The sequence below is a fragment of the Horticoccus luteus genome (genome assembly GCF_019464535.1).
Taxonomy (GTDB): Bacteria; Verrucomicrobiota; Verrucomicrobiia; order Opitutales; family Opitutaceae; genus Horticoccus; species Horticoccus luteus.
Genome location: NZ_CP080507.1, coordinates 1,269,752 through 1,290,000, shown reverse-complemented (window position 1 = coordinate 1,290,000; position 20,249 = coordinate 1,269,752). Strand labels below are relative to the sequence as shown.

Annotated in this window: 15 protein-coding genes; 6 read left to right on the top strand and 9 right to left on the bottom strand. The window is 64.2% G+C overall.

The genetic code is table 11. The features are described 5' to 3' along the window. Positions 1-190: 190 nt before the first annotated feature. Both xerD and infA read right to left on the bottom strand, forming a co-directional pair. Positions 191-1,135 carry a site-specific tyrosine recombinase XerD gene (gene xerD / locus K0B96_RS05220; RefSeq protein ID WP_220164595.1) on the bottom strand — a complete coding sequence of 315 codons (945 nt, stop codon included), beginning with the start codon at positions 1,133-1,135 and terminating at the stop codon, positions 191-193. Between the two features lie 11 nt (positions 1,136-1,146). Beyond that, complete coding sequence (gene infA, locus K0B96_RS05215) at positions 1,147-1,407, bottom strand: translation initiation factor IF-1 (RefSeq protein ID WP_220164592.1); 261 nt, start codon at positions 1,405-1,407, stop codon at positions 1,147-1,149. 119 nt (positions 1,408-1,526) lie between these two features. Between infA and K0B96_RS05210 the strand changes: the two genes are divergently transcribed. Together K0B96_RS05210 and K0B96_RS05205 are read left to right on the top strand one after the other, a co-directional pair. Then, positions 1,527-2,057, top strand: coding sequence for a nucleoside deaminase (locus tag K0B96_RS05210; protein ID WP_220164590.1), 531 nt, complete (start codon positions 1,527-1,529; stop codon positions 2,055-2,057). Between the two features lie 97 nt (positions 2,058-2,154). Then, complete coding sequence (locus K0B96_RS05205) at positions 2,155-2,781, top strand: superoxide dismutase (protein ID WP_220164588.1); 627 nt, start codon at positions 2,155-2,157, stop codon at positions 2,779-2,781. A 108-nt stretch (positions 2,782-2,889) separates the two neighbouring features. Here K0B96_RS05205 and kdsA read toward each other — a convergent pair whose 3' ends face one another. From kdsA to pilM, 7 genes are all read right to left on the bottom strand, one after another. After that, positions 2,890-3,735 (bottom strand): 3-deoxy-8-phosphooctulonate synthase, encoded by an 846-nt coding sequence (gene kdsA, locus K0B96_RS05200; protein ID WP_220164585.1) that lies wholly within the window; start codon positions 3,733-3,735, stop codon positions 2,890-2,892. After that, a complete protein-coding gene (gene pyrG, locus K0B96_RS05195; protein ID WP_220164583.1) occupies positions 3,732-5,336 on the bottom strand; it encodes a CTP synthase in 1,605 nt (534 codons plus the stop codon). Before pyrG ends, kdsA begins: the two co-directional genes overlap by 4 nt. A gap of 248 nt (positions 5,337-5,584) precedes the next feature. Then, positions 5,585-9,556, bottom strand: a complete 3,972-nt coding sequence (locus K0B96_RS05190) for an Ig-like domain-containing protein (protein WP_220164581.1) — start codon at positions 9,554-9,556, stop codon at positions 5,585-5,587. A 123-nt stretch (positions 9,557-9,679) separates the two neighbouring features. Next, positions 9,680-12,250 (bottom strand): type II secretory pathway, component PulD, encoded by a 2,571-nt coding sequence (locus K0B96_RS05185; protein ID WP_220164579.1) that lies wholly within the window; start codon positions 12,248-12,250, stop codon positions 9,680-9,682. Further along, the gene (locus tag K0B96_RS05180; RefSeq protein ID WP_220164577.1) at positions 12,247-13,122 is read right to left on the bottom strand and encodes a hypothetical protein; all 876 of its coding nucleotides are present in this window, start codon (positions 13,120-13,122) and stop codon (positions 12,247-12,249) included. The genes K0B96_RS05185 and K0B96_RS05180 overlap by 4 nt, the downstream gene beginning before the upstream one ends. Continuing rightward, the gene (locus tag K0B96_RS05175; protein ID WP_220164575.1) at positions 13,122-13,997 is read right to left on the bottom strand and encodes an Amuc_1100 family pilus-like protein; all 876 of its coding nucleotides are present in this window, start codon (positions 13,995-13,997) and stop codon (positions 13,122-13,124) included. Before K0B96_RS05175 ends, K0B96_RS05180 begins: the two co-directional genes overlap by 1 nt. Before the next feature lie 29 nt (positions 13,998-14,026). Then, complete coding sequence (pilM, locus tag K0B96_RS05170; protein WP_220164573.1) at positions 14,027-15,688, bottom strand: pilus assembly protein PilM; 1,662 nt, start codon at positions 15,686-15,688, stop codon at positions 14,027-14,029. 261 nt (positions 15,689-15,949) lie between these two features. Between pilM and K0B96_RS05165 the strand changes: the two genes are divergently transcribed. From K0B96_RS05165 to K0B96_RS05150, 4 genes are all read left to right on the top strand, one after another. Beyond that, positions 15,950-16,456 carry an NUDIX hydrolase gene (locus K0B96_RS05165; RefSeq protein WP_220164571.1) on the top strand — a complete coding sequence of 169 codons (507 nt, stop codon included), beginning with the start codon at positions 15,950-15,952 and terminating at the stop codon, positions 16,454-16,456. A 124-nt stretch (positions 16,457-16,580) separates the two neighbouring features. After that, the gene (pdhA, locus tag K0B96_RS05160; protein ID WP_220164569.1) at positions 16,581-17,702 is read left to right on the top strand and encodes a pyruvate dehydrogenase (acetyl-transferring) E1 component subunit alpha; all 1,122 of its coding nucleotides are present in this window, start codon (positions 16,581-16,583) and stop codon (positions 17,700-17,702) included. Between the two features lie 50 nt (positions 17,703-17,752). Further along, positions 17,753-18,733: an alpha-ketoacid dehydrogenase subunit beta gene (locus K0B96_RS05155; protein WP_220164567.1), complete on the top strand. Its 981-nt coding sequence runs from the start codon at positions 17,753-17,755 to the stop codon at positions 18,731-18,733. Positions 18,734-18,745: 12 nt separating this feature from the next. After that, a complete protein-coding gene (locus tag K0B96_RS05150; RefSeq protein ID WP_220164557.1) occupies positions 18,746-20,140 on the top strand; it encodes a pyruvate dehydrogenase complex dihydrolipoamide acetyltransferase in 1,395 nt (464 codons plus the stop codon). Positions 20,141-20,249: the final 109 nt, after the last annotated feature.

Genomic DNA, 20,249 nt, shown 5'->3' with positions numbered 1-20,249 from the left:
ATTCTACCGCCCCACCGGAAGCCCGCATTTGCGAAACGGTGACGCGGTTGCCCGCCGAACCTCTGGGTCCGGTGGTTCCATAGTCCGGCAACTTCGCGGAACCGCGGCTCGTGGTCCGGGGAGCGCACGCCCTCGCCCCAGAACGCTCCTCCTTCGCTGGAGGAGCTTCGACGTCATCACGTCGCGCCGCTCAACCCGCGCGATTGCGCGGGTGAAACTTTGCGTGATGCGCGAGCAACCGCTTTTGCTCCACCGCCGTGTAGATCTGCGTCGTCGCGATGTTCGCGTGACCGAGCATTTCCTGGATCGCGCGCAAATCCGCGCCGCCGCCGAGCAGGTGCGTGGCGAACGAATGGCGCAGCCCGTGCGGCTTCACCTTCTTCGTGATGCCCGCCCGTTCCGCGTATTTTTTCACCAGCATCCACAACGCCACGCGGGAAAGCGCCGTGCCATTCTTGTTGAGAAAAAGCTGACTCCCCGTGCGCGCCTTCACCAGCGCCGGCCGGCCCGCTTCCAGATACACCCGGATCGCGTCGCTCGCCTTTCCGCCCATCGGCACCACGCGCTCCTTCGATCCTTTGCCAAAGACGCGCAAGAAACCATTTTCCCAGTCCACCTGCTGGATCGTCACCGCCGCGAGCTCCGACACCCGCAGTCCGCTCGAATAAAACAATTCCAGAATCGCGCGGTCGCGCAACCCACGCGCGTCTCCCGCCACGGGCGCCGCCAGTAAACGCGACACTTCATCGCCCGTGAGCGTCGACGGAATTCGCCGCGCCAGCTTCGGCGCCGAGAGCAACGCCGTGAAATTATCCGCGCGCCACTTCTCGCTCACGAGATACCTCGCCAGCATGCGCAGCGCCGTCAGCTTCCGCGCGAGACTGCTCGCCGCATAGCCTGCGCCGAGCGAATGGATCCACGCCTCGACGTCTCCCGGCGGCACCTGCCGCCAATCGCTCGCCCCGCGCCGCGCAAGAAACACCGCGCACTGATCGAGATCGTTGCGATAACCCGCGCGCGTGTTGGGCGAGAGGCCGCGCTCCAGCGATAAAAAATTGAGAAACGCCTGCGTGTCCTCCGCAAACGCCGCCGGTGCTCGGCTCTCGTCTTGCCGCGCCTCTGCCCGGCGATTCATCGCCCCGCGCCTCAGTAACGCCGGCGCCGCGGGCCCGGATTGAAGGGATTCTGCTCCTTCATCCGAAACGTGATGCGCGCCTTCTCGTGATCGTAAGGACTCATCTCCATCTTCACCGTGTCGCCCGCGGCGATCTTGATGAAGTTCTTCCGCAACTTCCCGGAAATGTGCGCGAGCACCACGTGCCCGTTCGCCAACTCCACTTTGAACATGGTGCCCGGAAGCACCGCCATCACTTTGCCTTCAACTTCGATCGATTTGCCGTCAGACATATAAACTCAGAGAACGGCAGAGCCGCGGGTAGGTTGATTCATGCGCAGTGGTGGAGATAAAAGTGCCCTTGTAAGGCCGAAACGCCGCTCTTTAGTCAAGGTTTTCCCTGTTCGCACCCATGGTCTCGTCGCCTCCGCCCCCGCCTCCGTGTCCGTTCGATAAACGTTTTCCGTCCCAACTCCGACGCGACGACACCTTCTTCATGAGCCTCGCTTACAACCAAGCCATCGACGCTTGGCGGCTCGACGAAGTCCCCATCGGCGCCGTCATCGAAATCGGCGGCGAAGTGGTCGCCTCCGCGCACAACACCGTCGAGGGCGCGCACGATCCCACCGCCCACGCCGAGATGCTCGCCGTCACTCAGGCCGCCGCTCATCTCGGCGACTGGCGCCTCGAAGGCGCCACCGTTTACGTCACCAAGGAGCCCTGCCCCATGTGCTCCGGCGCGATGCTCATGTCGCGCGTGAAACGCGTCTGCTACGCCGTCCCAGATCCCAAAATGGGCTGCCTCGGCGGCGCCACCAATCTCAACGATCTTCCGCGCGTCAACCATCACCTTGAGCTCACCGCCGGCGGTGTCCTTGAGGACGAGTGTCGCACTCTCCTGCAGGCATTCTTCCGCGCCAAGCGCGACGCTCCCGACGTTTGATCCGCTGCGCTTGTCTTTCTGCGTCCGGGGGTTGACGGAGCCGGGTGCCCGCTGCACGTTCGCTCTTCTCTCTGGTTTAATTCAACCACTCACAATCATGGCCTACGAACTCCCGAAACTGCCCTACGCCTACGACGCTCTCGCTCCGCACATCGATGCGAAGACGATGGAAATCCATTATACGAAGCATCATCAGGCCTACATCACCAACGCCAACAACCTCCTCAAGGATCATCCGACCCTCGCCGCGAAAGACGTCAACGCGCTCATCGCCGACCTCAGCCAAGTCCCCGAAAACATCCGCGGCGGCGTCCGCAACAACGCGGGCGGCCATTCCAACCACTCGTTTTTCTGGACCATCCTCGGTCCCGGCAAGGGCGGCGCGCCGAAGGGCAAACTCGCCGAAGCGATCAACAGCACGTTCGGCTCCTTCGATAAATTCAAGGAAGAGTTCGCCAAAGCCGCCGCCACGCGGTTCGGCTCCGGCTGGGCCTGGCTCGTCAGCAACGGCGGCAAACTCAGCGTCGGCTCCACGGCCAACCAAGACAGTCCGCTGATGGGCAAAACCGTCGCCGGCCTCGAAGGCAAACCCATCATCGGCCTCGATGTCTGGGAGCACGCCTACTACCTCAACTACCAGAACCGCCGCCCCGACTACATCGGCGCCTTCTGGAACGTCGTCGATTGGGACGCCGCGGAAAAGAACTTCACCGCCACCGCCTGAGCGACCGCCCGCCGTTTCACATTTCTCCAAGCCGCCCCGCCCCGGGCGGCTTTTTGTCGCTGCCTGATTCGCAGGCGCGTCCTTCACCGCGCGAGTTCGCGCGTTTCGCTATTCCGCCGCCTTCGCCTTGCCGCCGCCCACGGCGCGCCACACCGCGAGGCATCGCTCCAGCAACGCCGGCAGATCAGCCAGCGCCACCATGTTCGGCCCGTCGCTGATCGCGTTGTCGGGGTCCGGATGCGTCTCGATAAAAAGGCCCTCCGCTCCCGCCGCCACCGCCGCTTGCGCCAGCGGCCCGACGAACTCCCGCTGCCCGCCACTCTTGCCGCCCGCGGCACCCGGCAGCTGCACACTGTGCGTCGCATCAAACACCGTCGGATAACCCGTCTGCCGCATGATGGCGAAGCTGCGCATGTCCACGACGAGGTTCTGATAGCCGAATGTCGTGCCGCGCTCCGTCTGCCAAATTTCCTTCGCGCCGCCCTGCTTCAGTTTGCCCGTCACAAACGCCATCTCCTGCGGCGAAAGAAACTGCCCTTTCTTCACATTCACGCACCGCCGCGTCGCCGCCGCCGCCAGCAGCAAATCCGTCTGCCGGCACAGAAACGCCGGGATCTGCAGGATATCGCAAATATCCGCGACAGACGCGATTTGCTGGCGCTCGTGCACGTCCGTCAGCACCGGAAACCCGTAATCGCGGCGCACTTTCTGCAGCAACCCCAGCCCTTCGTGCAAACCCGTGCCGCGCGCCCCGCTCATCGACGTGCGGTTCGCTTTGTCGAACGACCCCTTGAACACGAGGTTCAGCTCCGGCCATTGCAGTCGCAGTTTCACCAGCGCCTCTGCCACCGACCGGCACACCGCTTCACTTTCCAACGAGCAGGGACCGGCGATGACCAGCAGGCGTGACGGGGTGAAAATCATGCTGTCTTCAACGTGAAAGAGTTTATTCATTTTACCAGCTTCGCCTGCTTTATTGCGGCCCCGATGAAGGCCGCGAACAAGGGATGCGCCTGGTTCGGCTTGGATTGAAACTCCGGGTGAAACTGCACCGCTAGAAACCACGGGTGATCCTTCAGCTCGATGATCTCCACGAGGTTTCGTTTCGGGTTCACGCCACTCACCACCATCCCGGCGGCCTTCAACGGTTCCACGTAGGCGTTATTGACCTCGAAGCGATGCCGGTGCCGCTCGCGCACGCTCGGCTTGCCGTAAGCTTTCGCCGCCAGCGTCCCCGGCGTGAGTGCGCATTCGTAGCTCCCAAGTCGCATCGTCGCGCCCTTGTCGGTGACGGCCTTCTGCTCCTCCATCATGTTGATCACCGGATCCGCCGCCGCCGGTTCAAATTCCGTGCTGTTCGCGCCGGGCATCTTCAACACATCGCGCGCGAACTCGATCACCGCGATCTGCAACCCCAGGCACAAACCGTAATAAGGGATCTTCTTTTCCCGCGCATACTTCGCCGCTGCGATCTTGCCTTCCGTGCCACGATCGCCAAAGCCGCCCGGCACCAGAATGCCGTCGAGATCCTTCAGCGCCGTGAGGCCGTTCTTCTTTTCCAAATCCTCCGCGTCGATGCGGCGGATGTTCACCTTGCAGTTGTTCGCGATGCCCGCGTGCGTCACCGACTCGTAAACGGATTTATACGCATCCTGCAGCTCGATGTATTTGCCCACCACGCCGATCGTCACCTCGTGCTTCGGGCTCAGCAAGCGGCGCACGATCTCCACCCAGATATTCTCCTTCGGCGGCGGCAGTTTCAAACCGAACAACTCGATCACCAGCTCGTCGAGTTTCTCTTTTTGCAACGCGAGCGGCAGCTCGTAAATCGAGTTGGCCACGTCGGCGCACTCGATGACCGCCTTCACCGGCACGTTGCAGAACATCGAAAGCTTTTCCCGCAAATCCGCATCGAGCGGATGATCCGTGCGACACACCAACGCGTGCGGCTGAATGCCGATCTCGCGCAACTTCGCCACCGATTGCTGCGTCGGCTTCGTCTTCAACTCCCCCGCCGCCTTGAGAAATGGCACCAGCGTTACGTGAATGAAGATCACGTCGTGCACCCCCACCTCGAGCGCGAACTGCCGCATCGCCTCCAGAAACGGCAGGCCCTCGATGTCGCCCGTCGTGCCACCGATCTCAGTGATCAGCACGTCGACGTCCTTCCCCGCGGAATAAATGCGCTGCTTGATCTCGTTCGTCACGTGCGGGATCACCTGCACCGTCTTGCCCAGGTAATCGCCCCGCCGCTCTTTCTGAATGACGCTCTCGTAAATCTGACCCGACGACAGGCTGTTCACCTTGGACAACTTGCCGCTGGTAAACCGTTCGTAATGACCGAGATCGAGGTCGGTCTCCGCGCCATCTTCGAGGACATAGACCTCGCCATGTTGAAACGGGCTCATCGTGCCGGGATCGACGTTGAGATAAGGGTCGAACTTCTGGATGCGGACGGTCAGGCCGCGCAGCTCCAGCAGCGCACCCAACGACGCCGCTGTGAGGCCTTTCCCCAGCGACGAAACCACTCCGCCCGTCACGAAGATGTATTTCATCCGACACGTAAATGAACCCCGCTCCGCGCGTGACAAGTAAACACTCGCCCCAAAGTCCCGCTCGCGTGTAGGCGCACAGGAGCCCCGTCCACCGCCTCCGCATCGAGCCCGGCGACCGGCATCGGCAATCTTTCTCGTCCTCGGCTGCTTTCAGCCAAGCGGGGACGTATCATCGAGAGCCGGTCGAGCCCTTGGCGCAGAGCACTTCGGTCTGTCGCCAACAGTGCCAACCTCCCGCGGACATCCCCTCACGGATCCAGATCATACACCTCCACCAACGCGAGTCCCGTGTCGCTCGCCGAGGCTCCACTTACCAGCACCGTGTAAACGCCCGGCGCGAGATTGGCGATGAGTGCCGCATCCGCGCTCCCCGTCGCGAGCGGAAATGCCCCCACCCGCGCCGCCGCCGCCGGCATCAACGCCGCCTCCGGTGCACTTCCCCAATCGTCGTTGGTCCGCAACGGCAGCCCCGACACCGCCACCAGCTCCAAGCGCGGATCGCGCACCATCCCGTTCACGAAACCGCCCGCCACCGCCAGCCCCGGTCCCACCGCCCGGATCAACACCTGCTTCGCGGCGGCTCCAGTCACAACAAAGCCTGCGATCAACTGCTGCGCGCCCCCTCCGACAAAGCCCCTCGTCGATAAATTCATCACGCGCCCGCCGTTCGCGATGTCGCCGTCGTACACCTCGACCAGCGCGAGCCCGCTCTCACCGTTCACGCCGCCCGCCACACCGGTGTAAACGCCGGCGTCGAGCGTTTGCAGCAACGCGGAATCCGCACTGCCCCCGGCAAACGCGAACGCCCCCGTTACCGTGCTGGCCGTCACCAACGCGGACAGATTGGCGTTTTCGCCCCAGCGTTGGTTGGCGCCGAGCAACGTGTTTCCCGTCCGCAACTCGAGTTGCGACGCGCTGAGCGTCCCCGCCAGCCCCGCCGCGCTCGCCAGCGCCGGCCCCGCCGCCCGCACCAACATCGGCTTGGCGGTGCCGCCGGATACCACGAACCCGACAATCATCACTTGGTCACCCGCTGCCACCCGGCCGCGGGTCGAGATATTTGCCAGCCGCGATGCGGTGCCGCCCATCGTCACGCGCACTGCCGCACTCGCCACTGACAGCTCCTGATTGGCCACCACCACATGGTAATTTCCAGTCTGGGCCGCACTCATCGCGCTTAAGGAGAGCGCCGGTTGCACGGCTCCGGCCAAAGGCACGCCGTTGCGATACCATTGATACGAAAAGGATGACGCACCACTCACCTCTGCGGTTAGGATCAAGCCCCCTCCGGGCGCAATCGCCGCACTGGCGGGAAACACACTCACCGTGAAGAACCGCGCGGTGTAAATTGCGTTGGCCAGCGCACTGTCGGCGGCGGCCGTCGTCGACCCGCTGCTTAACGCTGCCACCTGCGCGTCGGAAGCACCCTCCCGCCACAAACCCGCGACCAGTGCAGCCGCGCGCACCCGCGCCGTTACTCCGGCATCGCTCTGCGTGATAAACTTGGTCGTAAGAAAGTTGGCGACGGCGGCGTTCACCCCGAGGGTGTTGATATCGCTCAAAAACGCCTGCACCTCGATCAATGTGGGAGCCCGCCCGTAAGTGCGTTGGTAAAGCTGGGAGGCAAACGCCGACACGCGCGCATACTGCCCGCTGGTCACCGTCGTAAGATCCGGCAGTGAGCCATTCCGCGCGAGATAGGCGGCTGAAGAGAGCAGCGTCCCGGTGAAATCGGCCAGCGTCGTGCCGGTGCTTAAGGCCGCCGCTCCGGCCAAGTAGTCGGAGTAGCCCGGCCAGTCGCCGATGACCGCGCGATACGCGAGGGTCGCCTGAAAAGTGTAGGCAAAACCTCCCCCGCTCACCACGTTCGCGACGAACTGCGCCCGCGTAAGCGTCCCGCCCGAAATCTGCGCCGCCGCGGCGAGTTCCGCGCTCGTCGGCACCCGCCCCACCAAGTCCTGATAGGTTTGGGAGACAAACGCCTCGTTGGTTGCAACCGAATAGCCCGCCTGCACTGACACCGTTACGGCTGGAGACACTGCCACATTCCCGCTCTGATCTGTAACGACCGCGTAGACCGAATAGTTTGCCGGCGTGGAGGGCGTCCAAGTCATCGGTCCGGCGGACAACATCACCCCAAGCGAGATGCCATTGGCGAAATACTCCACCTGCGCGACCGTCCCCGCGACAGCCGCCGTTGCACTCAGCACTACGCTGCCGCCTTGCGTTACTTCGCGGGTACTCGCCGCCAACATAACCGTCGGCGCGACAGCCGTGGACTCGGTCACAGTGACTCGCACAGCGGGCGACGAGACCTTAGAATTACCGACGTTGTCGATCGCTTGAGCGACGATCGAATAATCTCCTAGGCCATATCGCCCCACCTGATAGGCTAGCCGCCAGCTACTGCTCTGCTGATCTCTCGTAGCGAAGCCGAGCGGAACTCCATTTGCATAAAACCTCACCGCCACGACTTCCCCGTCGCTGTCGTTGGCGAACGCAGCAAGGTTCACCAATGAATTCGAGGTAATTCCTCCCGCTGTCGGAAATTGGACGGAAACGGAGGGAGAAGCTCCAACAAACGTTTGTGGCAGAACGGTGACGAACGCCGTGTCAGATATATTGGTGGTGGAGTTGGAATCTGAGACACTCGCCGATATCTGATAGCTTTTGGGCGTCGCTCCGATGTTTGCGGGAGACCACGTGGCCGTGAATATCCCTCCTGCCCCGGTTCCGTTGATCGGTTGGCCGTCGACGGAAAATATGACTCCGGTCGTGGCGGGATCGCCCGTGGCGCCGGCCGTGATCGCGGTAAACGTAATCTCCGCGCCCGACGGAATCGTGAGCGGACTGCCAGCCGCGGCCATGGGATTAACGATCCGCACATAGGGCCGGTTGTCTGTCACATTGATAAACATCGGAGCCGACACGATCCGGTTGTTTTTATCGTCGATGGCAATGGCGGTGAGCACATAGGTGCCCGCAATCTTGGGCGTCCAATCGGCCTGATAAGGAAACGCCGCCGAAACCGGCGCCAGCGCTACGCCGTCGAGGAAAAACTGCACCGATTGCACGATGCGTCCGATGCCGGCCGCATCCTTCGCTTCGGCGGTCAATTTCACTGGCGTCGTCGCCGCGACGATACGGTTGTTCCCGGGCAATTCCTGCAGATTACTCGCGTTGATTTCGACGGTGAGAACTCCTTGGGGTGAAGGAATGGCTGGAATCGCGTAAATCGCTATCGGGTCACTGGCGGAGACCGCTCCTTTCGCGGTAATCGCCCGTGCGAAAATCTCCACGCTGCTGTCAGAGCGAAAAGGAAAGGATGCATCGTTCAACGTCGTTTCGGGCGACCAAAGAAGCGCGTAGGGCGCATTGGAATCGGTCGTAATTAGGCCCTGCTCACCGACCAGACACACGACCTGCACCTCGTTCAATTCCGTCGGCGTCGCCGATCCGGCCTGAACGCGATAGACGCTTAAAGTCTGCACGGTCCCAGCCGGCGCCAACTCGTAGCTTAGATTGCTACCATCCCCAGTCATGAGGGTGCGAGGAGTATGCGCCAGCGAGCCTCGAAATTGGACGATGAAGGTGCGGAATTTCGAACCCGGCAGCGATGTCGGAGGCGACATTTTTGCTACGACCACGTTGCCTGCGCCCACGGACGGCACGTTCTCCAGGGCCTGTTGCACCGCTGTCTCGTCTGCATCCGCAGGAATTGCCGCCGTCGTCTCTCCGTTCAGGGTCAACGTGAAACTGCCCCCAATCGGGGCTCCCGTATGCCTGCGGTCCACTGCAGCCCAGAACTCCGTTTTCGCCACCGTGTCGCTTTTCACCAAGGCATCGGCGTGGAGGTAAATCGCTGACGTGTACGGCAACGCTTCATCATCGAGTGCGGGATCCATCGCCGTCCCATAAATCCGCACGTTGAGTGTTTCCGACGAGGCCACCGTGGACCCTTCACTCACCATTTTGACCGTTAGCTGGACCACTCCTGGTAGCTTGGGCGTGTAACTCAGCGAACCACTACCGAACGGCTGGGCGGCTGAAATTCTCGCCCGTCGGATGCCGTTTTCCAGCAGCTCAAAACTTGTTGTCCCGCTCGCGTTCTCCCAATCGAAATGCACGGTGATGGGGCTGGCGGAAGCAAGGTCGTGTTCATATTTGCTCTCAGCCTCGACCAGCGTGTTCCGCGACTCCGAATTCAACGTGGTATCCACGGAAGTGAGAGTCACTGACCCCGCCCGTGCCACTTGGCAGGCGATCGCCAAAACCAGTACCGCGGTCCATGCGGGGAGTTTAAGACCGGAGGAATTTGTTTTCATCGTCGGGGACTTTCCGCGTCATTTCGTGCCATTCACTCGTGGATCGGCGCCCTGCGGCGTCACGACCGATGGATTCTGAAACAGTGCGCTCGGTGCCACATCCCGCAGTTCCTGCTTTTTCAACGAACCGCCCGGACTCACCAAATTCGCCGTCACGAAGATCAGTAGATTCCGCTTCTGGGCGCTTTCACCCTTCGACTTGAAAAGCCGTCCGAGCAGCGGCAGGTCTCCGAGCAACGGCACTTTGTCGTTCACCTTTTTCACTTCCTCGCGCGTCAGCCCGCCCATGATCAACGTCGCGCCATCCCAGATGGTCACTTTCGTCGAAATGTCCCGCACCGAGAAAATTGGCTGATAAAAGCCCGACGGCACCGTAACCGTGTTGCCCTGCGAGATCGCCACACTCGGGCCGCCGTATTCCACGAAGCCGTCGAACTCCGTCACCTTCGGATTCAAGTCGAGGCTGATGCTGTAATCGTCCTCCTCGACAGTCGGCGTGACTTTCAACTCCACGCCGACGTTGCGCTTTTCGAAATTCTGCGGCGTGCCCGCGGTGATCGCGACGCCTGCCGAGCCTCCGCCGCTCGCACTGCCAGTGCCCACTTGGCTTTGCGTCTGCCCGAAGCTCGTTGGATAACGCAATTCCTGCGCCACCGTAATATTGGCCACGCTTCCCGATAGCACCGTCACCTTCGGCGCGCTCAACAAATCCGTGCCCTGCTTTTGCGCCAGCGCGCGAACCACCGCGTTGACATCGAACTCGCCAATCATGCCCGTAATGCTCGCCAGTGCCGCCGCGCCGCTGGCCAGCGACACGCTGCCCGGAATGTTCGGCGGTGCATTCGTCGTAATCTGCTGCGAATTAATCGTGATTCCTCCGTTGCTTGATTGCTGCGAAGGAAACGCAAATGGCAGTGTACGGTTTACTCCGCTTGTACTGTAAACCTCCTGCGGCACCGTGACCTGCTGTCCGCTGCTGTTCAAAATCGGCGCACCGGTTGTCGTGTCGAACTGAGGCAGGCCGCGCCGCGAGACGTTCCACTGCACCCCGAGTTCATCCAGCGCCCCCTCCTGTACTTCCATGAACTTGGCCTCGATTTCCACCTGCCGCACGTCGTTATACCGCGCCAGAATGTTGCGGATGCGTTCGATGTTGCGCGGCGTCTGCGTCACGATCATCGCGGACCCGTCATAGGCGAGGCTGCTGCCTTTCGTTTCCTCGAAATTCACGCCCGCCTGCTGCAGAAACGCCTTCATCGCGACCGCTTCGCCGCCCGCCGCCTCGTTGTTCGCGCCCGCCGACGACAACGGGTCCGCCGGCTTCGTCGTCGCCGACGCATCCGGGGTGTTCACGCTAGCGACACCGCTCATCCGCAGCACCGTGGCCCGCGTCACCGGGAAGATCGCTGTGTCCAGCGTGCTCGTCTCCCCACCCGGCCGCACCACGACCGCATCGGACTGCACTTCATACTGGTAACCCGCCGCCTCCGTCGCGAAGTCGAGCACCCGCTTCAACGTCGTGTTGCGCAACGAAAGTGAGATCAGCGGATTCTTGTTGCTCGGGTCGAGCAGCACGATGTTGACGCCCTTCATCGGCCCCGCCGCCGGATCGAATTCCTCCGACGCCGCGCTCAACGCGTTCAGCACCCGGCCCAGCTCCACCCGCGTAAAGTTCACATTCGGCAGCACGATCGCGTTCAACTTCTGCATCACCGGCGCCAGGCTCTCCGCCGCCGCCGTCCCGCGCGTGCGCTCTTGAAACACCTCCGGCCGCCGCCAGCTCTTGTTCACTTCGTCGAGCAGCTGCGCACGGCTCGTCTCGCGGTTGCGCACCGAACCTTCGCGATCGCGCGCGATGCGGGCGAGCAACTGCCGCGCCTCGGCGTTGTTCGGATCGCGCTCCAAGGCTGCGTGCAACGTCACCGCCGCCGTGGACGATTCGCCGGCGAGATATTGCGCCCGGCCGCGCGCCGCGAGCGCGACCGCCTCGTCGTGCCGCGGATCGTCCGCCGCCACCGGCGCCGGCACGGGCTGCGCCGCCGCCGCCGCCGCTTCATCGCGCGCCCGGCGCAATTCTCCGACCAGATCCTGCGTCAACGGATTCACCGGTAGCGACGCGAGTGCGGCGTCCAGCGTCGTCACCGCCGCGAGATAGTTGCCCTGCGCGAACGATTCCGCCGCCTGCCCGCGCGCCGTGCGGGCCGTCGCGATCGCGCGCTTCAAACGCTGCGTTTCCGCCTGCATCAACGTCTCGCCGTCGTCGCCCTGCACGGGAGCTTGGTCCACCGCCACCTTGATCGCCAGCGGTTCCACGCTCGTCGCGTTGGCCGCCAACTGCGCATTCACTTCCGCCAGCAGACGCGCCACCGCCGGATCGCGGTCCCCGAGTCGCACGAGCTGCTCGAGCGCGCCGCGCGCCGTCAGCAAATCACCTTGGGCGCGCGCGTGGAGAGCATCCGCCATCAGTTGCATTTTCGCCTCCGGCGTCGCTTGCGTCGCGCCCGCCCGCACTTCGGACGTCACGCCGATCGCGAAAGTTAAAAGCACGGCAGCGACACGGGGCGAACACAGCGCGAATACGGATTTCATGGGGTAACAGAAGTGGAAGAGGACGCCGTCGGAACCGGCGGGGCAGACTTGAGAGCGAGCGTGTGATGTTCGGGCGCCCGGCCATCCGCGGCGGCATCGGCAACCAGCTCGATGGCGGGCGGATCGAGGCGCACCGCCGCGACATGGAAAATTTCTTCGCCGACCGGCAGATCGTCGCCGCGCCGCAAATCGTGATGCGCCCCATCCGCAGTGATGACCGATGCCACCAATGATTCCGTATAACGCGGCGCCGCGGAGTTGAGCTCAGTCTCCTCGCCCGTGCGATCGTCGTGCAGCACCGCCGTGGCGACGCGCTGCGTGGTGCTCATGCTGTCCGGCAAATCGACTTGCACGCGCCGCACCTCGAGCAAACGCACCGTCAGTCCCGTTTGCGCGAGCGCGCGCCCCTCCTGCCCGAGAAACGTCTCGCCCGTCAAACGATCCTCAAACGTCCCGCGCCAATCCCCCTCGCGCCCGATGAATCCGACCAGTTGGAAACGATAAAGCTCACGCGCCACCCCGGCCAGCTCGAGGCCCGCCAACCCGCCGAGCCCGGCGCTCGGCCGGTGCAACACGGGCGGCGTCACGGTGAATTGCTTCGTCGCCGCATCATAAAAAATTTCTGGCGGTGAAAAAACGTCGTAGACCCACGCCCCGCCGTGCGATTGCGCGGGCGGCGGTGCCCACATCGCCACTTTTTCGTCGTCGGGCTTCGCTTCAGCGACCGGAGGCGTTTCCCCGGCGGATGCCGTGAGTGGCGCGATCGGACGCGGTTGCAAACGGTGAAGGCTCCACGCGCTCCACCCCAACGAGCCCGCCGCGAGCAAGGCGGCGATCACGAGGGCGCTGGTGCTGGGTTCGAGCGGCTTCATCACGTTTTCGCCGGCGCCGCCGGTGCGAGCTCCACCCACTCCACCGTGACCGTAAACCGCGTGGGCCGGCGCGCCACGAGCGGGGCGTTACTCGCCGCCGCCGGCCCCGCCGCGCCGGGCGCGTCCACGGGCGCCGCCTCGACCGCACGCACCACGAGCGGCAGTTCGCCCGCGCCGAGTTGATTCAGCAGATTGCGCAACCCATCCGTCTCGCCCACGAACACCACGCGCATCGCGAGGGTATCCACGAACCCCGGCACACGCGCCGACCACGCCGGATCGAGCTCGAAAAAATCCGCCGCCACGCCCGCACGATCGTTGCGCGCCGCCGTCGCATCAGCGCCCGGCGCGACCGGCCGTTCGCGCTGCACCGACACGATCTGCTGCGCCTGTCCGTCGATCAACGTCGTCAGCAAAAACTCCGCGATCAACCGCTGCCGCGTGACGATCGGTGCAACCGTTTCGTCGGGCCCTTCGTGCGCGTGCGTGGCGAAACCGAATTGTTCATCGGGCCGCAGACGCACGCCTTTTTCCCGCGCGCGGTTGCGCATCCGTTCGACAAACGCCGCCAGCTCGAAATACGCCGCCGTGCGCGTGGTCGGCTTCGCCGCCGCCTGCCATTGCTGCGCCGCCGCGCCGCGCCCGGCCAGACTCGTGCGCATGTGCGCCAACCGCTGCTGCGCGCGCGCCAGTTGCGCTTCCAGCTCCGCGCCCGTGGCCTCCGTCGGTGCCGGCATCGCCGCGCGCGCCGACGCCCATTCGCTGCGCAAGCGGTCGCGTTTCTTCTCCGCCGTCTGCGCCGCTTTCACCCGCAGATGCAGGCTCCAGCCCGCGCCGACCGCCGCCAGCCCCAGCACGACAAACGCCGTGGTCATCAACGGATGTAATCGCGCGGCCGCCATCGTCAGAGCGGATGCTGCGGGTTGATCACGAGAGTGCAGTCGAAGCGCAGGATGCCCGGCTGCGTGTTGTCGAAGCGCTCGTTTTCCACCGCCGCCACGAATCGCGATCCACGCAAATCCGCCAGCAACGCGCGCACGTGTTCGTAGGAATCGCGGCTCACCTGCGACACCGGATTCTGCCGGTCGAGCAAACGCCCGCTCAACGTCAACCGCCGCGGCGGCGGCGCCGCTCCCTCCGCCGGCGCCGGCCCGCCTGCGACCGGCGGCCCGTCCTGCATTTTCTCCAGCCACACATCCTCCACCTTCACCAGGCGGCTCTGCAAATCGCCGAAGAACGCCAGCCAGTTCGCGCGCGTGGCAAACACCCGGCTCAACGCCGCGCTCTGCTTCTCCGTTTCCGCGAGTTGCGCGAGGATCGCCTCGTTGTGCGCCCGCGCCCGCCGCACCGGTTGCAACTGTGCCGTCAGCCGGCGCGACTCCGCGTCGGCCGCGCGCGCGCGCCGTTGAAAATACCACGCCGGTCCGGTCAACGAAACGATCACGAGCGCCGCCGCCGCGAGCCACTGCCACTGCCGCCGCCGCTCCGATCCGCGCGCCGCCAGAGCCGGCGGCACGAGATTGAATGCCGCCGCCGCGCCCGTTACGGGCACCGCCGCACCCACGAGTTGCGCCGCCGCCGACGTTGCTTCCGCTTCACCTTCAGCGGCCGTCGCGAACGTAACGTGACGCCACGCGTCGTAACGCTCCACCGGCACGCCCATGCCCGCCGCAATCGCCTCCCGCGCCACGGGAAACGCCGCGCCGCCGCCCGCAAGATAGAGTCGCGTGGCTGCCGTGCCACCCTGCCGCGTGAAGTTCGCCATCGAGCGCATCACCTCCGCCTGCAAACGCGCCGCAAACGCCGCCGCGGCGCGTTCGACCGCCGCCCGCGCCGCGGCCGGCACGGAGGTGCCACTCGGCGCGCCGAGCACTTGCAGCTTCAACGCTTCCGCATGCGCAAAATCGAGTCGCAGCTCGTCGGCGATCGCTTGCGTGAGGGTGTTGCCGCCGAGCGTAAACGTCCGCAGCGCAAATCGCCCGCCCGGCTCAACCAGCAACACGTGCGAGGAACGCGCGCCCACATCGACCACGACCGCCGGGCTTTCGACGGGCTCGTAGTTGTGCGCCAAGGCTCGCCGCAGCGCCAGGCTGGCAGGCAGCACGCGCGTCACCGCCACGCCCGCCGCCTCTACTCGCGCGCACAAATCCTCCACCAAATCCCGCTTCGCCGCCGCGAGCATGAACTCCACGTCGAGGCCGTCGTCCGCCGTTTCCAGATGATCCCACACCACGTCTTCGAGCGGATAAGGAATATTTTGCGCCGCTTCGAACGCGATGATCCGCTCGCGCTTGGCCGGCGCGACGGACGCCGTCTTCCCGAACTTCGTCAACGCCAGATGGCCCGGCAGCACGAGCGTGCACTGCGTTCCCCAGCCCGCCGCGCGCGCCGTCGCCACCGCTTCGACGACGCCATCCGCCCACCCTACATCCGCCGCCGGATCGGCAAGATGCCTAACCTGCGAAAATGCGGCGACCCTCAGGCCGCCACGGCCGCTCGTTGTGAACTTACAACAAGCGACATGGCTCGCGCCACAGTCGACCACGAACGAACGGGAGAAACGCATCAGGGGGGAAAGCTGGGCCGTTATGGCACGACGCGCGCGCAGAGGCCGCAAGCCCTAACCCCGGAAATTCTCCGGTCCCGCACCGGGCATTCGCCGACGACTCGCGTTGCCCTCCGCCGCCCGACTCGCGGCGCGAGTAATTTCACGCCGCCTGCGCATGCGCACGACCGCCGCTGGCGACGATGCACGTATTATGTGGTTTTTAATTGGCGCTTACCGCGAATATGAGCGCCTCATTCACTCGCTCAAAACCGCTTCCGGATGACCGCTCCTCTCGACTACAAAATCGCCGTCCTCGTCTTTCTCGAAAACGCCGCCGGCGAACACCTCCTCCTCCTGCGCGCCAAACCGCCCAATCTCGGCATCTGGAGCCCCATCGGTGGGAAACTTGAAACCGCTCTCGGCGAATCGCCGTTCGAATGCGCCGTCCGGGAGACGTTTGAGGAAACCGGTTTCGCGATCACGACGGCCGACTTGCACCTGTTCGCGATGATCGCCGAGAAGGCTTACGAAGGGAAAACGCACTGGCTGATGTTTCTCTTCCGCTGCCGCCGCCCGGTGTCTGCGCTGCCGCCCGATATTTCCGAGGGCCGGTTCGGCTTCTTTTCACGCGCGGCGATTGAGACGCTCCCCATCCCCGAAACCGACCGCGCCGCGCTCTGGCCGATCTACGACCGCTATCGCGACCGCTTCGTCGCCCTGCGAGCCGATTGTGCGCCCGGGCAGCCCGTGCGCGTCGACTTGGAGGAGATCACGCCCGCGGATTGACCGGCTCTCCGCCATGCGGTGGCTGCGCCGCCTCTGCGCCTGTTTGGCCCGCCACCGCGATTCGCGCTAAACACTTGATTTATGCTTCCAGCGACAAACACTTGAACCCTCTTTTCGATCCACCGTGAGCAAAAAAACAGCAGCGAATAACGAACCTAAAGCCGCGGACGGCGCGAAAGCCGAAGAAGCCGCGAATCCCATCAGCGCCGCGGCTCAAGCCCCCATTAATGCGAAGCTGAAACCCGAAGCGCGCATTGAGCTTTTCCGCACGATGGTGCGCATCCGCCGCTTCGAAGAACGCTGCCTTCGCGCCTACCAACAGGGGAAAATCGGCGGATTCCTCCATCTCTACATCGGCCAGGAAGCCGTTGCGACCGGCTGCGTTTCCGTGCTCGGCGATAACGACCACCTCATCACTGCCTACCGCGACCACGGCCACGGCCTCGCCGTCGGCATGTCGATGAACGAGATGATGGCCGAAAACTACGGCAAAGCCACCGGTTGCTCCAAAGGCAAAGGCGGCTCCATGCACTATTTCGCGCCCGACAAGAATTTCTGGGGCGGCCACGGCATTGTCGGCGGCCAGATCCCCCTCGGCACCGGCATCGCGTTTGCCTTGAAATACAAGGGCCTCAAGGGCGCCTGCCTCGCGTTCATGGGTGACGGCGCCGTCAATCAAGGCGCCGTGCACGAAGCTTACAATCTCGCCGCACTCTGGGACATCCCGGTCGTGTTCATCATCGAGAACAACGGCTACTCCATGGGCACCAGCCAGACCCGCTCCTCCGCCGGCGAATCCCTCGCCAAACGCGCCGAAGGCTACGGGATGACGTGGGGCATCTGCAACGGCCACGATCTCTACGAGGTCCGCGACAAGGTGGCAGCCGCCATCCAGCTCGCTCACGAGAAGTCCCGCCCGAGCGTCCTAGAGATCCGCACCTATCGCTACCGCGGCCACTCTGTCTCGGATCCCGATTCGACTTACCGCCGCAAATCCGAGGTGGAGGACTACCGCCGCACGAAGGATCCCCTTCAACTCTTCCAAACGTCGCTCATCGCGGAGGGCGTCCTCGATGAAGAGAAAGCCGCCAAGATCGATGCCGAGGCCCGCGCCGAAGCCGACGCCGCCGCCGACTTCGCCGACGCCAGCCCGCCGCCAACGGTCGAAGATATCAGCAAAGACATCTACTGGGAGCAGGATGCTCCCGCCGATCAACGCACCAAGGGCCGCCTGCTCTTCGACTGAGCGCCGCTCACCTCGACCTCCCGCCAAACGTTCGTCATCCGCCTTTCGACATGCCTGTCATCACTTACCGCGAAGCCCTCAACCAAGCGCTCGCCGAGGAACTCGATCGCGACCCCAACGTCATCCTTATGGGTGAAGAGGTCGGCCAGTTCAATGGCGCCTACAAGGTCAGCGAAGGACTCCTCGAACGCTTCGGCTCGAAGCGCATTCTCGACACTCCCATCAGCGAAGCCGGCTTCATCGGCCTCGGCCTCGGCGCCTCGATGCTCGGCCTGCGCCCGGTGATGGAGCTCATGTTCTGGAGCTTCTACTCCGTCGCCTTCGATCAGATTCTGAACAACGCCGCCAACGTCCGCTACATGTCCGGCGGCCTGATCCACTGCCCCATCGTCATCCGCGGCCCCGCCAACGGCGGCACCAACGTCGGCGCCACCCACTCGCACACGCCCGAAAACATCTGCGCCCATCACCCGGGCGTAAAAGTCGTCGTGGCCGCCACGCCTGCCGATGCCAAGGGCCTCCTCAAGTCCGCCATCCGCGACAACGACCCCGTCATGTTCATGGAGAACACCATTCTTTATAACGACAAAGGCGAAGTCCCCGACGGCGAACACCTCGTGCCCATCGGCCTGGCCGACATCAAGCGCTCCGGCACCGATCTCACCATCGTCGCCCACGGCCGCGCCGTCCTCACCTCGCTCAAAGCCGCCGAGCAACTTCAGGCCGAACACAAAATTTCCGCCGAAGTCGTCGACCTCCGCTCCATCCGCCCGCTCGACGAAGAGACCATTCTCAAATCCGTCCGCAAGACTCACCGCGTCCTCCTCGTCGAGGAGAACAAACCGTTTTGCGGCGTCGATGCGCAGATCAGCTACCTGATTCAGGAAAAAGCGTTCGACGACCTCGACGCCCCGATCAAACGCGTCTCCGCGATCGACGCCCCGCAAATCTACGCGCCGGCGCTCGAACGCGAACACCAGCTCCCCAATCCCGCGCGCATCCTCAAAGCCGCCCTCGAAGTCCTCCGTTAACCTCTTCCCACCATGGCCGACAATATCGAGATGCCCAAACTCAGCGACACCATGACGGTGGGCACGCTGGTCAAATGGTTGAAGCAAGAGGGCGATGCCGTGAAATCCGGCGACATGCTCGCCGAGGTCGAAACCGACAAAGCGACCATGGAGCTTGAGTCGTTTTACGACGGCACGCTCCTGAAGATCTTCGCGCCCGCCGGCTCGCAAGTCCCCATCGGCGCCGCGCTCTGCGCCATCGGCAAACCCGGCGAAAAGGTCGCCGCCCCCGCCGCCCCCGCGCCCAAAGGCGACGCCCAGAAAACGGAACCATCCGCCCACACCGCGTCCGCTCCAGCGGGCGGCGCGCCCTCGCCCGACTCCGGATCCCCCGCGTCCGCCTCCAAAGACACCGCCCCGAAAGCCGAACCCACCGCCACTCCGACCGCTCCTGTAGCCGGGATGCCCTCACCCCGGTCCGAATCAGCCGCCTCCACCCCCGCTCCCGGCGGTCGCATCAAAATCTCCCCGCTCGCCAAAAAACTGGCTGCGGAAAAGAAGATCGATTTCTCCCGCGTCAAAGGCAGCGGCCCCGGCGGTCGCATCGTGCGCGCCGATATCCTCGCCGCCGAGAAAAACCCGCCCGCCGCCGCTCCGGCCGCGCCCGCCGCCGGCAAACCGGCCCGTCCGGCCGCCGATGCTTGGCCGTGGCGCAGTGCGCTCGACAAGAGCGCCATTCAGGAAGAGCGCAGCGTCCCCGCCTCCAACATGCGCGCCACCATCGCGCGCCGCCTTGTGGAGGCCAAGTCGCAGATCCCTCACTTCTACGTCGAAGTCGAAATCGATGCCGAACCGCTCCTCGCGTTACGCACCGAACTCAACGCCGGCCTCGCGAAAGACGGCGTAAAACTCTCCGTCAACGACTTCGTCCTCAAGGCCGCCGCCGCCGCGTTGCGCGCGGTCCCCGCCGTCAACACGTCGTGGGATGGGGCCGCCATCAAATATCACGGCGCCGTGCATGTCGCCTTCGCTGTCGCCGTGGAGGATGGTCTCATCACCCCGGTCATCCGCGACACCGATAAAAAATCGGTCATGCAAATCAGCACCGAAGCCAAGGCCCTCGGCGCGCGCGCCAAGGACAAAAAACTTCAGCCCGCCGAATACAGCGGCAGCACCTTCTGCGTGTCCAACATGGGCATGATGGGCGTCGATCGCTTCTCCGCGATCATCAACCCGCCCAACGCCGCCATCCTCGCCGTCGCCGCCACGCAGAAAAAACCCGTCGTCAAAGGCGATGCCATCGTCATCGGCCAGCGCATGGCGCTCACGCTTTCCTGCGATCACCGCGTCGTCGACGGCGCCCTCGGCGCGAAGTTTCTCGCGGCGGTCAAGGCGCACTTGGAAAGCCCTTCCCTGCTCCTCCTCTGAGGCGATTTCTTCTCCTGACCACCTCTCGCGCGGCTTCCTCCCAGGAGCCGCGTTTTTTTTTGCTCGCTCCGTTCCCCGCCGCGCGCCCACCTCGGCCAACCCCCTTCCC